This is a genomic window from Chryseobacterium sp. c4a, assembly GCF_009900745.1.
In the GTDB taxonomy this organism is placed as follows: Bacteria; Bacteroidota; Bacteroidia; order Flavobacteriales; family Weeksellaceae; genus Chryseobacterium.
Genome location: NZ_WXVU01000002.1, coordinates 244,097 through 256,890, shown reverse-complemented (window position 1 = coordinate 256,890; position 12,794 = coordinate 244,097). Strand labels below are relative to the sequence as shown.

14 protein-coding genes are annotated in these 12,794 nt (G+C 34.9%); 3 read left to right on the top strand and 11 right to left on the bottom strand.

Annotated features, from left to right (window positions below):
* Positions 1-85: 85 nt before the first annotated feature.
* Genes GTR01_RS05440 through GTR01_RS05410 form a run of 7 tightly spaced genes read right to left on the bottom strand, consistent with a single transcriptional unit; the run spans position 86 to position 7,704 of the window.
* Complete coding sequence (locus GTR01_RS05440; RefSeq protein WP_160136847.1) at positions 86-1,114, bottom strand: hemin-degrading factor; 1,029 nt, start codon at positions 1,112-1,114, stop codon at positions 86-88.
* Positions 1,115-1,118: 4 nt separating this feature from the next.
* A complete protein-coding gene (locus GTR01_RS05435) occupies positions 1,119-1,769 on the bottom strand; it encodes a class I SAM-dependent methyltransferase (protein WP_160136846.1) in 651 nt (216 codons plus the stop codon).
* A gap of 2 nt (positions 1,770-1,771) precedes the next feature.
* On the bottom strand, positions 1,772-2,545 hold the full coding sequence (locus tag GTR01_RS05430) for a heme ABC transporter ATP-binding protein (protein WP_160136845.1): 774 nt from the start codon (positions 2,543-2,545) through the stop codon (positions 1,772-1,774).
* Positions 2,545-3,585, bottom strand: a complete 1,041-nt coding sequence (locus GTR01_RS05425) for a FecCD family ABC transporter permease (protein WP_160136844.1) — start codon at positions 3,583-3,585, stop codon at positions 2,545-2,547. Before GTR01_RS05425 ends, GTR01_RS05430 begins: the two co-directional genes overlap by 1 nt.
* Positions 3,569-4,447, bottom strand: a complete 879-nt coding sequence (locus GTR01_RS05420) for a hemin ABC transporter substrate-binding protein (protein ID WP_160136843.1) — start codon at positions 4,445-4,447, stop codon at positions 3,569-3,571. Before GTR01_RS05420 ends, GTR01_RS05425 begins: the two co-directional genes overlap by 17 nt.
* A gap of 22 nt (positions 4,448-4,469) precedes the next feature.
* Complete coding sequence (locus GTR01_RS05415; RefSeq protein WP_160136842.1) at positions 4,470-5,576, bottom strand: HmuY family protein; 1,107 nt, start codon at positions 5,574-5,576, stop codon at positions 4,470-4,472.
* A 10-nt stretch (positions 5,577-5,586) separates the two neighbouring features.
* A complete protein-coding gene (locus tag GTR01_RS05410; RefSeq protein WP_160136841.1) occupies positions 5,587-7,704 on the bottom strand; it encodes a TonB-dependent receptor plug domain-containing protein in 2,118 nt (705 codons plus the stop codon).
* Between the two features lie 389 nt (positions 7,705-8,093).
* Here GTR01_RS05410 and GTR01_RS05405 point away from each other — a divergent pair, with 389 nt between their 5' ends.
* Positions 8,094-9,407 carry a T9SS type A sorting domain-containing protein gene (locus GTR01_RS05405; protein ID WP_160136840.1) on the top strand — a complete coding sequence of 438 codons (1,314 nt, stop codon included), beginning with the start codon at positions 8,094-8,096 and terminating at the stop codon, positions 9,405-9,407.
* 171 nt (positions 9,408-9,578) lie between these two features.
* Here the strand turns inward: GTR01_RS05405 and GTR01_RS05400 are convergent, their stop codons facing one another.
* The 4 genes from GTR01_RS05400 to GTR01_RS05390 all read right to left on the bottom strand — a co-directional run bounded on the left by GTR01_RS05400 (position 9,579) and on the right by GTR01_RS05390 (position 11,468).
* The gene (locus GTR01_RS05400) at positions 9,579-9,869 is read right to left on the bottom strand and encodes a putative quinol monooxygenase (RefSeq protein ID WP_089733115.1); all 291 of its coding nucleotides are present in this window, start codon (positions 9,867-9,869) and stop codon (positions 9,579-9,581) included.
* A gap of 89 nt (positions 9,870-9,958) precedes the next feature.
* The gene (locus tag GTR01_RS05395; RefSeq protein WP_160136839.1) at positions 9,959-10,846 is read right to left on the bottom strand and encodes a sulfite exporter TauE/SafE family protein; all 888 of its coding nucleotides are present in this window, start codon (positions 10,844-10,846) and stop codon (positions 9,959-9,961) included.
* A gap of 2 nt (positions 10,847-10,848) precedes the next feature.
* Positions 10,849-10,971, bottom strand: a complete 123-nt coding sequence (locus tag GTR01_RS24755; RefSeq protein WP_262885743.1) for a hypothetical protein — start codon at positions 10,969-10,971, stop codon at positions 10,849-10,851.
* A gap of 89 nt (positions 10,972-11,060) precedes the next feature.
* Positions 11,061-11,468: an RrF2 family transcriptional regulator gene (locus GTR01_RS05390; RefSeq protein WP_045502189.1), complete on the bottom strand. Its 408-nt coding sequence runs from the start codon at positions 11,466-11,468 to the stop codon at positions 11,061-11,063.
* Between the two features lie 142 nt (positions 11,469-11,610).
* Here GTR01_RS05390 and GTR01_RS05385 point away from each other — a divergent pair, with 142 nt between their 5' ends.
* Both GTR01_RS05385 and GTR01_RS05380 read left to right on the top strand, forming a co-directional pair.
* Positions 11,611-12,039 carry a DUF4268 domain-containing protein gene (locus GTR01_RS05385; RefSeq protein WP_160136838.1) on the top strand — a complete coding sequence of 143 codons (429 nt, stop codon included), beginning with the start codon at positions 11,611-11,613 and terminating at the stop codon, positions 12,037-12,039.
* 109 nt (positions 12,040-12,148) lie between these two features.
* Positions 12,149-12,787 carry a hypothetical protein gene (locus GTR01_RS05380; protein WP_160136837.1) on the top strand — a complete coding sequence of 213 codons (639 nt, stop codon included), beginning with the start codon at positions 12,149-12,151 and terminating at the stop codon, positions 12,785-12,787.
* The last annotated feature ends 7 nt before the right edge of the window (positions 12,788-12,794 follow it).

The following is a 12,794-nucleotide window of genomic DNA, read 5'->3' as shown; positions in this document are numbered from 1 at the left end:
GCATTTTCACCTTTTTGCTCCTAACATAAAAAAGACCGCTTTGCCTATTACCAACAAAACGGCCTCCTTAAAAATTATCTAATTATTATTTCTCAAGAGTTGCTACAAGGTCTTTCCATTCCTGAAGCTCTGGAATTCCGGGTTTTCTTTTTCCAAAGAACTGAACGATGAAGTCACCTTCTTTGTTGAATACTTCGATAGCCGTAACTTCTCCGTCTTCAGTAGGTTTTTTCACAATCCATGCTTCTGCAATTTTAGTTACATCCAGGTGTAGATTGAAATCCGGATCCATTACATTGAACCATTGCTGGTGCCAAAGTGTTTTCTTCACATTTCCGGTATGAATCTGAATGATTCCTCTGTTTCCAACGAAAACCATAATGGGTGTATTCTTCTCAGATGCATCTTCAAGGATATTTACCACTTTTGAGTTATCAATTTTCTGAGTAAATCCTTCTGGTGCCAATCTTAAAGCCTGAGTTCTGCTTACTCCAAACTTTCTGGTCATCATAAAGAAATCGTGGGTATCTTTTAATTCTGTCCAAGCTTTTTTAAATCCTTCAACATCTATTTCTGCATCCGGTTTTTCGGCTTGTTTAGGAGCTACAGCCTCAAAAGTGAAAACCTGGTTTTGATCTTCTGCTTTGAATTTTTCAACGATAGCATCAAATGCTGCTTCATCACTTTTCTTTGTCAAATAGATCTTATGCAATGCCAATCCGTCTTTTCCAAAGAACTGAAGGCTTTTTTTATCTCCTTCCACTACTGCAAAAGCAAATTTCCAATGGTTAAGGAAAATCCTAAGGTCAATATCTTCTCCAACAAAAAGCTGTGCATGCGGGCTGCTGAAGTCTCCGTTCAGATAGGTTCCTTTTCTTTCGTGAACACATTCATCATTACGGGTAAGAGCCATTACTTTTCCCAATTGCTCTGCTTCTGTAAGAATTCCTGGAAAATCAGGATTCAGTACCGTTACTTCCTCTCCTACGCCAGTTGCTAATAATTCGGCCTCACTTACTCCAAACTGAGCAGCAGCATTTCTTATTCTTATGTGTGGATTTTCTGCTTTCAGAGCTTCCCATTTTTCTTTTAAATCATTAACTAATGTGCTCATTATCTTATTTTTTTATAGTTAAAATTGTATAAATTCTTTGTATCGTTTCGTTTCCTGTTTTGCTTTTTATCTGTTCTTCTTTTTCAGAAGTTTTCATTCTTTTAAAATGACTTTTGGAGACTAGTTCTTCCATTTCATCATTATTGTAAAGCGTGAAATTATAAGCGGTAAATGGCAGCTTTTCCATGAAATCTCTTTGTCCGAAGGTCAGTACAAAAGTTCCTTTATCCTTTAAAACCCTGCAGATTTCATTTAAAAATTCAACCGGATTTTCCCAGAAGTAAACGGTATTGACTGTAAATATTTTGTCGAAAGTCTCATTTTCAAAAGGAAGCTTTACTCCTTCGTATAAAACAAATTCTGTCTGATCCTCAAACTTTTGATTCAGTCTTTTGGCTTCCATATTCATGGTTTCAGAAATATCAATCCCTGTATATTTCAATCCTTTAGCCAGGCTGAGAATGCTTTTCACATGATCTGCATTTCCATGTCCTATTTCAAGGATGTTTTCATCATCTTCAATCAAAAGGGTTCTGATACTTTCTAACGTCATGCCGATGTTAGTGGCATTCATCATTTCTCCGATCTCTACACCTTTTTCTCCCTGAGGATTGGCAAGATTCTGTGCAAGGATTTTTAATTCTTCTTTTTCCATGGTTATCCAAAAATGATCATTGGGTTATTAGTAATAGGGTGTTCGCAAATGGTACACGGAAAGTTATAAGCATGACTGATATTTTCTGCGGTAAAAACTTCCTCTGGGGTTCCATAAGCGGAGACCTGTCCTGATTTCATTAATAAAATTTTATCTGCAAACTGCGCAGCAAGATTCAGATCATGAAGCACAACAATCGCACTGTTTGCTTTCCTGGTAAAATTTTTGATAATTTCCAGCGCCTTATACTGATGCTTGATATCCAGATTATTCAGAGGTTCATCTAGAAAAACCAGTTTGTGAGCCACTTCATTTTCCAGTTGTGCCATTACTCTTGAAAGATGTACCCGTTGTTTCTCTCCGCCGGATAGAGAGTTGTATTCTCTGTCTTTAAGATGAAAAATATCTGTTTCATACATCTTGTTGTTCATTGCTTCAAGATCTGATTTTCCGGGTTGGGCATCGAAATAAGGATATCTTCCCATCATCACTACATCTTTTACTTCAAGAGGAATATCGTTACTGTTATGTTGTGAGAACTTGGCTTTATGTATTGAAAGATCTTTTACATTCCAGTCTTCAATAGGTTTATCTTTAAATAGTACCTTTCGTTTTTCAGATTTCACTTCATGAGCTAAAACACTTAAAAGGCTTGATTTCCCGGCTCCGTTAGGGCCAACAATCGCTAAAAATTCTCCATATTCCAAAGAGACATCTACCCCATCCAGAATACGGAATTCTTTATGCTTATAGTTAATTTGATGTGCTTTGATCATTACAGTGATTTTTTAAATTTAACCAAAATAGCGATAAAAATAGGCCCGCCCATTAAAGCTGTCAAAATCCCGATCGGTAATTCTGAAGGTTCTACAATACTTCTGCTGAATGTATCTGCAGTCAGAAGCAGAATACTTCCACATACAGCAGACAGAGGTAGAATAAAGGTATAATTGGATTTGAACAACAGTCTCAAAATATATGGTACAATAAGACCTACAAAACCAATAGTTCCTGAAAACGCCACACAGCTTCCCACCATTAATGCTACAGTGAGAATGATCTGCTTCTTCAGTCTTTCTACATTAATTCCTAAATGCTGTGCATCTTTTTCTCCCAGCATCATGGCATTCAAAGCTTTTCCTTTAGGCAGTAAAATAATATAGGCTCCGATCATTACAATACTGAGAATAATATTCTTCGTCCATGTTGCAGCTGCTAAACTTCCCAGATTCCAGAATGTAAGGTCTCTAAGCTGTTCATCTTTTGAAATGTATATTAAAAATCCTGTGATGGAGAAACCTATTGCTGTAATCGCTACTCCTGTCAACAGCATCATAACCACATTGGTTTTTCCGCCGCTTGTGGAAATTTTGTATACCAGCATCATGGATAAAAAAGATCCTATGAAAGCAGAAATACCTACCAATGAAAATTGTACAGCTTCAGGAAGATATTCTTTAAAGTGTCCACCTAAAACAATAGCAATAGCGGCTAGTAGTGTAGCTCCTGATGTAAGACCTATTAAATCTCCTGTTGCCAGAGGATTTTTAAAAAGACCCTGCAGGCTTGTTCCGGAAACGGATAACATTCCTCCAATTAAAATAGCCATAATAATTCTGGCTGCTCTTACATCCAAAACTACATATTTATCACTTAATGATAAATCAGAATCTCCTTGTATTACTTTTCCTAAAACATTAAATGCAGATTTACCACCAAAATCGTAAACCCCTGTATTAATAGACCATACTGCTATAATAGCAAGCAGTACGGTACTTATTGTCATGTAAAAGTATAATTTACTTTGTGTTTTCAATTAAAAGTTTGTTTAATCCAACTGCTGCTTCTCCTAGTCTCGGCCCAAATCCTGAAACTAACCCTCCATCCATTGCGATGATCTTCTTATTTTTTCCTGCGTTTGTCTGTGAAACTCCAGGCATCTTCAATGCTCCTTCATTTCCTCCTGCTCCTTGTAGTCCTGTTTCAAAGAAGAATAGTACATCAGGATTAGCTTTTACAACAGCTTCCGGAGTTAACGGTTTGAAATCTTCAAACTCATTGACTGCATTTTCTCCACCTGCCAGATTAATTAAAGAGGCCATTGGTGTATTTTTACCTGCTACCATCAGCATATTTCCTCTTGCATAAATGAATAATACCTTAGGTTTTTTAGCTAATGGCTGAACTTGCTTCAGATCTGCATCAATTTTATCATTCAGTTTCTGATAATCTGTATTTCCGATTGCTTTTGCAACGTCTTCGATTAACTTTTTGGTTCCTTCCACCGTATATTCCTGCTTAAAGACATCTGCTTTAATTCCTGATGATTTAATTTTCCCCATCAGTTCAGGGTTGATATCTTTATCAGAAGCAAGAATTAAGGTAGGACTTACAGCCATAATCGGCTCAATTGTGATAGATCTTACATGACCCAGATTTTTAGCCGTAGCTTTTAAACTTTCCGGATATGTACTGGTAACATCTGTTCCTACAATTTCTTTTTCGTGACCTAAGGCACTTACGATTTCAGTAATTCCACCGTTTAAGGTTACAATTTTATTATTGCTTTTTGGAGCTTCTGAAGAAGCTTCTGTTGTATTTTCTTTTTTTGCACCTTCTTCTTTTTTGCAAGAGTATACTGCTACAAGAACAGAAGCTGCAAGGATAAATTTTTTCATGATATACTATATATTTGATTTATTATAAGGCTTTATACATAAATGTTGGATGTCCTCTTTCCCCTTTATCATTGGTGATTTTCACAAATCTAAGTTTATAATAAGCACCTGATGCATCTTTAATGACATAGAAAACATCTCCTTTTATTTTAGATCCATCCGGCCCTAATTCTCTCCAGTTTCCACCAATCACTCTATGATCATTGTACACCAATTTAGAATCATCTACACTTTCTTTTTTAAACTTATTAAAAGTGTCCACCATTGCTGAAGAGGCTACTTTTACTTCATAAGCTCCTACATTCCCCATGGTATTGGTAGCCACAAAATCTGCATTAATATAACTTCCTACACTTGGGATAATATTGGTAAATACGGTAAAACAGATGTCCCATTTATTTTTTTCAGGTTGAATAGCGACTTCCTGATTATTTTTCAAACTAAAGAATGTATAGTTGTAAGCCTTATTTTTCTTCACTTCTACCTCTTTAATCTCTTTTCCTGTTGCATTCAGCTGGCCATATTTCACTTTATAGCCATCCCCTTGTCTTACGATCTGCACTTTCATCCAGCCTCTCTCGTCTCCCCCTGTGATTGTTGATCCCGGAGCAATTGTTCCGGTGTAAAGTTCTCTTCCAAGATTCACAAGATAAACGGCATTGGCAGATGCATCAGCATTTATTTCTTCTATGGCTGTAGATCCGGACGGGAAGTTTCCTTTTACATCATCAATATATTTTACATTATTGGGATTAAAGTCTGCAACCTGTACTTCGTCTTTTAAGTTTTTTACGTCAGACTCTTTTACTTTTTCAATATCAGTACTATTTGGAATTTTAGCAGACGCCATCATAATGGATGTATTCAAAACCACTTTAAATTCATTTCCTGAATAAAATGCAAGATCCCAGCTTACTCTGTTGTTAAATGTTTGCTTAGGCTGGCCGTTTTGTGCATTGATATCACTTAAATCTATCCATACCTGGTTTGGCTGTGCCGACCCATTGACAAACGGATCTACAGAAACTCCTTCTGAAGGGATCACCGGTACCGGATCTTCATTAGCATTGATACAAGACTGAGCTATAAATGATGTTCCTATTAAAAGATAGAATAGTATTTTTTTCATTGTTAGAATTTTAAAAATTGTAGCCTAATCGGGCAAAAAAGCTTCTGCCGTAGAATAAATCGATCTTCGGATCTGCAGTGCTATGAGCATTTCCTGTAAAGGTGGTATCCCTTATTGAAGTAACATCAAAAATGTTCTTTACACCAAGGCTCACTTCAAAATGTTGCTTGAAGAAAGGTTGGGTAATGATGAAGTTCATCATGTGAAAATCTCCTCTTTCGCCAATCTCATAAGCTGGGTTTTTCAAATCACCGGATAAGGTGAACTGTTGTGTCTTCCCGGTGTATTTATATAATAATGATAAGGTGGTATTTACATTCGGAACAGTATAATTTACCACAGCACTTGCTTCCAGGGTATAAAAGAAATCGTTCGGAGAAGTGATGAATCCGTCTGTAAGCTGTTTTGAAATTCCGTAATAAGCAACATTCGCAGCGAAAGAAAGCTTTTGTTTCTGTGCTTTGAAATTAGCTTCAAAAACGTAAGATTTGTATTTATCCAGATTCAGGTATTGATATTTTAAAGGTTGTCTGCTTACCGTTACAGATTCAATTCTGTCTTTTACATGAAGATAAGTGGCACTTGCTCCAAGGCCTAAATTCCAGCCTGAGTCGGTGGTAAATGTTTTCTCTCCGTTTAATGAAGCTGTCATTCCTGTTTCGGGAATCAGATTTTCATTTCCTCTGATATCATGATTACTGTCTACCATAAAGGTATATAACTCATCAAAGTTTGGGAAACGGTTGGCACTTCCGATAACCAATCTGATATTATCATTATCCGCAACTTTTGCTCTTGCCGTAAGGGAATAATTATGCTGGGCATCAAACTTATCACTTAACGCTAAACGATATCCCGGACGTAATGACAACCAATTGGTGGCATTCCATTCCACAGACATGAAGTTGGCATAATTGAATATTTTTCTTTTTACATTATCCGTTCCCTGAAAACTTCCGGCAATATTTCCGGCAAAACCTGAAGTATGATCCAACTCATACCCTAATTGGAAGTCGATCTTTTTATTATCTAAAAAGTTGCTGAAAACACCTCTTGAATAAAAAACATCGGCTTTATTATAAGATTTATATTCGTTTTTATCCCCAATAACTTTTCTATTCGGAATATCGTATTTAAAATCTCTGTATTGTCTATCCTGAGTCTGATAAGAGAAATCTCCGGTATAATTGATCGCTCCTAGTTTAGTCTGTACATTAAGCTGGTGGAGGAATCGGGTCGTATAATAATCTCTGTCAGTAGAAGCGTAAGTTCTGTTCTTTGTATCGTAGAAATGCTCATTTACAATTAGGTTGTAATAGTTTAGCTTTTCATTCACAAAACCGAATTTATAGAATATAGAAGTTTTATTCTTATTATATCGTACCACTCCATCAATATTCGTCACATCCTTAGGCTGCCACAAATACCCTCTCTTTCCGTCCTGTTCAAAATATTTATACCCTTCCTTATCTCCTTTAAACCCCTGGAAGTCATTATGATTGATATTAGCACCTACATACCAGTTTTCATTAATACTATAGCCAATATTTAACGTTTGAATATGTCTTCCCTCACCTTTTTTCTTAAAATCATACTCTTTTCCAACCGTTTCTTCATGTAAAAAAGCGTTTAGTGATAGTTTTTTCTGACTGTTTTTCTTGGTGATAATATTAATAACTCCTGCTACAGCATTACTTCCGTAATCTACCCCCATGGAACCTTTTACTATTTCAATTCTTTCAACATTATTGATATTAAGTTTCGTAAGGTCAATATTATTTCCTAGGCCGATATCTCCCACTACCGGAATATTATCAATCAAAACTTTGGTATATTCTCCACCTAACCCCATTAAGTTTGCTGTGGAATTACCCGAATTACGATCTGAAATAATCAATACATTCAGGCTTTGATTCAGAACGTCTGCTACATTGGTGGCTGCCATGTTCTTAATCTGAGCAGCACTAATGACTTCAACTTTATAAATAGATTTATTAATAGATTGCTGAGTATATTGTCCTGTAACAACAACTTCTTCTATACTTTTATGTTTAAGAGAATCCTGTTTCTGGGCATTAATCCAGCAGATCGCAGATAAAGATAGTATGGAAAGTACCTTCTTCTTCATAAGGGTGAAAAATTTTCGACAAATATAATGCTTTATTTAGAACAAGTAAAAATAATTATACTATTTGATGGAATAATTCTAAATAAAAATAATTGAGTAATATGGAAAACATTTTTGAAAACCTTAGTGTTTAAAGCCATTACAAAGGATATAAAATTCATTTTTTTCGAAAAAGCAATTCCATTAAAGCCAGCTCAACAAAGAAGCCAAATTAGGATGTTATTATTTCTGTAAACCCAATAACAAAGCTCTTTTCAATGCATTTTTCTTTTCATTAATCCCTCCCGCCTTAAAAAAAACAAGATAAAAATCATGTTTTTATTTAGAATGATTAAAAATAATTATATACTTTTGTGGAATAATTCTAAATAATAATTTAAAAATAAATTATGAAAACAAAACTATTATTGGCTTCAATGTTTGCTCTTACTGTTCAACAAACAGCTATGGCACAGACAGATGCATTAGGATACACGCAAGCAAATATGACGTTGGGAAATGGATATCAGAATCGTGCATTCTTTAATTTCTCTGATGGAAATATTGTTTCACAACCTGCGAATACATGGGATATTGCTTTCTATAGAAATTCTAATTTTTCAGTAGGAACAAGAATTAATGATGCTAAAAACATTGAAGTATATACTGCTGCGACCAGCTTATCAGAATGGGATAATATCAATATCAGCAACGAAGCTTCATGGGGTGAGCCACTTTACAACCCTGACCAAATTACAGATTGGAGCCAGGGAGCTCTTGAACAAGGCCCTATTACTTCTCCTAATCCTAATCTTCCTGCTACAGGCTGGGGAATTTACAATGGAATTACTCACCATATTGTAGGTAAAGCAATTTTCGTTTTAAAGTATGCTGCTACCGGAGATTACATTAAGTTTGCGATCGAAGATGCATTTATGGGATATACTTTTAAATATTCTAAGTGGAATGGTACTGCATGGGGAGCAACAGAAACCAGAACATTAGCTAACGGAACAGATGATGCTTTCTTCAATTATTTCTCATTTGATACCGGAGCAAAAGTCCCTAATATGGAGCCTTCAAAAAATTCATGGGACTTAGTGTTCACAAGATATTTTACAGATTATCCTTATGTTGATCAGCAAGGGAATCCACAAACAATGAAATACAGAATGGCTGGTGTTATCCAGAGTCCTAATATTTCTGTGGCTAAAGTGAGACCGGAAGTACAGGCAATCGCTACAGGAACTTTACCTTCAGCATATTCTAACAACATAACAACAATTGGACACTCATGGAAGCCTACTTCAGGAATTTATAATGATGTAGTGTACTATGTGAAGCAAGGATCGGATTACTACAGAATGTATTTCATTTCCAATGAAGGTTCACAAACCGGAAATATGTACTTCAAATATAAAAAGATCACAGGATCTTTAGGAATTACTGAAGTGAGTAAAAAAGCTTCTTTTGGAATTTATCCTAACCCGACAACAGCGGATAAAAAAGTAACCGTTTTGTTTGATGTAAAAGAAAAAGCAAGCAATAAAGGAACTGTAGAAGTATATGACCTTACCGGGAAAAAGGTATACACTGCTGAATTGACTAATCAAACAGGATTCTACAGACAGGATATGAATCTATCCCACCTTAGTTCAGGAAACTATATGGTAAAAATTACCTTTGGTGGAACTTCGGAAACGAAAAAACTTATCGTGAAATAATATTTTACTCAAAATACTTTCTATTTTTTCTAATAAAAAGGCGGTCTTCAGATTTCTGAAGCCGCCTTTTATTTTATGATACACTTAAAGTTAGGAATTGAGCGATAGCTGTCGGTAATTTCATGATTAAAACAAACTTCCGACCTCTCTCTTCCTACCCGTTTTTAAAATTTAATAGATTTTAAATCCTTTGTAAACTTCCACTCCACTTTCCATGATCTTGGAGGCATCTTTACGGAAATCTAATAAATGATCTTGTCCGTTATGTCTGTTGTGATGATCTACACTTTCCCAAAGTTCAATAAGGAAGAATGTACCTTTGTTATCTTTATCTTCAACAAGGTCATACTGCAGGCAGCCTTCTTCTTTTCGTGTTTCCTTTACCAGGTTTTGAAAAAGCTCTACGGCTTCCATCAAATAATTTTCATTAAACTTAAAAAGTGCAATGATATGTAAGTTCATATTCTAATATTTATTGATGTAAAAGTAAAATATTTTCAAAATCAAATTTATTTTTAAGCCTTTTATTTTTACCTCTCAGAGCATATTTTTCAACTGAATATTGATTTATAAATAGTTATAGAACTCATCACAATCACCAATACCCCAATCACAATAAACATTTTCTTCACAGGAAGCTTTGCAGTAAGCATTGCAGAGAAAGGAGCTGTAATAATCCCACCGATCAAAAGTCCCAAAATGATATTCCAATGCTGAATTCCAAGGGTTAGAAAAAAGGTAATGGCCGCTGTTATCGTTAGAATAAACTTGGCAACAGTAGAACTTCCTACTGCAAATCTTGGTGTAAATGCATTTTTAATAAGAGTCCCGGTTACTAATGGCCCCCAGCCTCCTCCTGCAAAAGAATCTATAAATCCTCCTATCACACCAAGTCTTGTAAGATTTGTTTTTCTTTTAAGTGCTTTACTTTGTTTATCTTTAAATGCATTGGAAAGAATTTGGAAACCAAGATACAAGGTATAAAAAGCAATGATCGTTTTTGTAATCTTAGCGTAATATTCTCCAAAGTAAGTAAGACTCACAGCTCCGATAATTGCTCCTATCACTGCCGGTATAGCTAATTTCTTTACAAGGTTTTTGCTTACATTTTTAAGCTTAATATGGCTTACACTTCCAGCTGCTGTAGTAAAACTTTCGGCAGAATGTATACTTGCACTTACAATATGTGGTGGTATATTCAGAAACATTAAAGTCGTTGTACAGATTACTCCATAGCCCATTCCCATTGATCCGGCTACGATTTCCGCAAAAACTCCCACAAGAAGCATCCAATAAAAAATATAGTGATCTTTCGCTAAGATCTGCTGCAGCTCTTCAAAATACCCCAATTCATACAGAGAAAAAACAGCAATTGATACTAAAGCAATCGTTACAAATAGCACATTGAGCCTTATCTGAATCTTTCTTGTAATGACCATAGCTATGAAATTATGAGTTTATATTCCTTAGCATTCCCTGTATTGCTAATCAGAATAATACTATTTCTTAATATCACTCCTACTTTCAAAGGTCTTATCATATCTACATCTTCTTTTGGAATCATACTTTATTCTTTTTGAAGTCTTGCAAATATCCAACAAAAATATTATCCTACAAAATAAGTAGACTAATTATTCAAAAAAAAGGATCAGGTCAGTCGACCAGATCCATTAAAGTTTTTTTCTCAAGAATATTGAGTGAAGCATCCCGAACTTCAATCAATACGTCATGCAAGCCGCAGTGATCTTCGTTACAGTCTTCACATTTCTCGTAGAAGTTTAGACTTACACATGGAAGCATGGCAATAGGGCCATTTACAAGACGGATGATTTTAGCCAGCTTCACATTTTCAGGGTTTTCCTTCAAGAAATATCCCCCTCCTTTTCCTTTCTTACTGTCAAGGATTTCTGCTTTTTTCAGTTCAAGCAGAATATTTTCTAAAAACTTTAAAGGTATCTTTTTGTGTTCCGCAATTTCGGAAATAAGAACCGGGCCTTCATTTCTTTTTTCTACAAGATATGAAAGTGCCTTAAACGCATATTGAGATTTTTTGGATAGCATTACAGCAAAAATAAGAAAATTGTTTAAATATGTTTAAGCTAAAAGACAAAATTGCCTGAGAGCCCATCAACAGTTTTATTTTTTATCTTTTTTGCTGTACGATACTTTTGCCTTTTTCCTATTAAATCATTATGTTTGCCCTATGTTCAGTAAACAAGAAGCACAACAACTAAAAAAGGAATTTTGGACAGCTTTTGGGAAATCCTTTCCAAGAAAATGGATTCTGTATGATACAAAGATCAAGGATATGGCATTTAAATTTTCTGCTGATAACAAAAAAGTAGAAGTTTCTCTTGATATCGAAATGAAAGATGAAATTTTTCGCGATGCCTATTACAATAAAATATGGTCTTTGGAAGATATTTTAAAGGATTTCATCGGAGATTTCCAGAAAGAAGAGCATTTTACACTGGAAAATGGAAAGGTCATCAGTAGAATTTGGGTGGAAAAAAATGGTGTTTCAATTTTCAATAAAAACACCTGGCAGGAAATTTTTGAATTCTTTGTCGACAAAATGGACGGATTTGAAAGATTTTATTACGAATATGAGGATTTTATAAAGGACATATAAAATAATTACGAAATAAATACCGTTTTACACTTTAGGCTAAGATAAAAAAGAAAACTTATCTTTGCTCCATACCACTTAAACTAATAGATGAAACTAAACATGATTAACAATGAGAAAAGTGTACAAAAACATTTTTGGAGAAGTTATTTCCAAGAATAAAGCTACCAAGCTAGATGAATATCATCTGTATTATTATGAAAGTGATTCCGATATACTAAAAGAGATTGAATTTATCAACGACGAAAGTATATATAATATCAATTATTTCTTACATGAAGGCGACAATGAGGAGGAAATTCTGGAATATCTGAAAGAAAAATCAGACTTCTTTGACATCGAAAAAAAGGAAACTACTGACGGTTACATAATTTCCACTAATAAACTGTATTCATTATCAGTAGACGATCAGCCTCTGATTTCCAAAACTGTTTTTACAATTGATGATCCTGAAAACTTTATATGTTCTCAGGTGATTGATAATGAAACACAAGAACCACAACTTGAGAAAACCGTAAAATGCTGGTATACTACAGATAAATCCGGAGAAAAGTATGCTGCTTTAGAATGCAGTTACGAAGAAGACGGAAAGCTAGAACTGGCTATTGATAAAACTTCAGATCCTGATAACGAACAGAATTGGGCACATTATGATTATGAAACCTTTCATGAGCTTCAGGAGCAATATCAAATGGATATAAGCTATTACAAAACGGCTGCTTTACTTCCAAAGGAGGCTTATCAGAATTAGAAAAATT

Coding starts and splice junctions, on each gene's coding strand:
- GTR01_RS05440 (WP_160136847.1), bottom strand. CDS start 1,114: ATGAGCACATTAGTTAATGATTTAAAAGAAAAATGGGAAGCTCTGAAA.
- GTR01_RS05435 (WP_160136846.1), bottom strand. CDS start 1,769: ATGGAAAAAGAAGAATTAAAAATCCTTGCACAGAATCTTGCCAATCCT.
- GTR01_RS05430 (WP_160136845.1), bottom strand. CDS start 2,545: ATGATCAAAGCACATCAAATTAACTATAAGCATAAAGAATTCCGTATT.
- GTR01_RS05420 (WP_160136843.1), bottom strand. CDS start 4,447: ATGAAAAAATTTATCCTTGCAGCTTCTGTTCTTGTAGCAGTATACTCT.
- GTR01_RS05415 (WP_160136842.1), bottom strand. CDS start 5,576: ATGAAAAAAATACTATTCTATCTTTTAATAGGAACATCATTTATAGCT.
- GTR01_RS05410 (WP_160136841.1), bottom strand. CDS start 7,704: ATGAAGAAGAAGGTACTTTCCATACTATCTTTATCTGCGATCTGCTGG.
- GTR01_RS05405 (WP_160136840.1), top strand. CDS start 8,094: ATGAAAACAAAACTATTATTGGCTTCAATGTTTGCTCTTACTGTTCAA.
- GTR01_RS05400 (WP_089733115.1), bottom strand. CDS start 9,869: ATGAACTTACATATCATTGCACTTTTTAAGTTTAATGAAAATTATTTG.
- GTR01_RS05395 (WP_160136839.1), bottom strand. CDS start 10,846: ATGGTCATTACAAGAAAGATTCAGATAAGGCTCAATGTGCTATTTGTA.
- GTR01_RS24755 (WP_262885743.1), bottom strand. CDS start 10,971: ATGATTCCAAAAGAAGATGTAGATATGATAAGACCTTTGAAAGTAGGA.
- GTR01_RS05390 (WP_045502189.1), bottom strand. CDS start 11,468: ATGCTATCCAAAAAATCTCAATATGCGTTTAAGGCACTTTCATATCTT.
- GTR01_RS05385 (WP_160136838.1), top strand. CDS start 11,611: ATGTTCAGTAAACAAGAAGCACAACAACTAAAAAAGGAATTTTGGACA.
- GTR01_RS05380 (WP_160136837.1), top strand. CDS start 12,149: ATGAGAAAAGTGTACAAAAACATTTTTGGAGAAGTTATTTCCAAGAAT.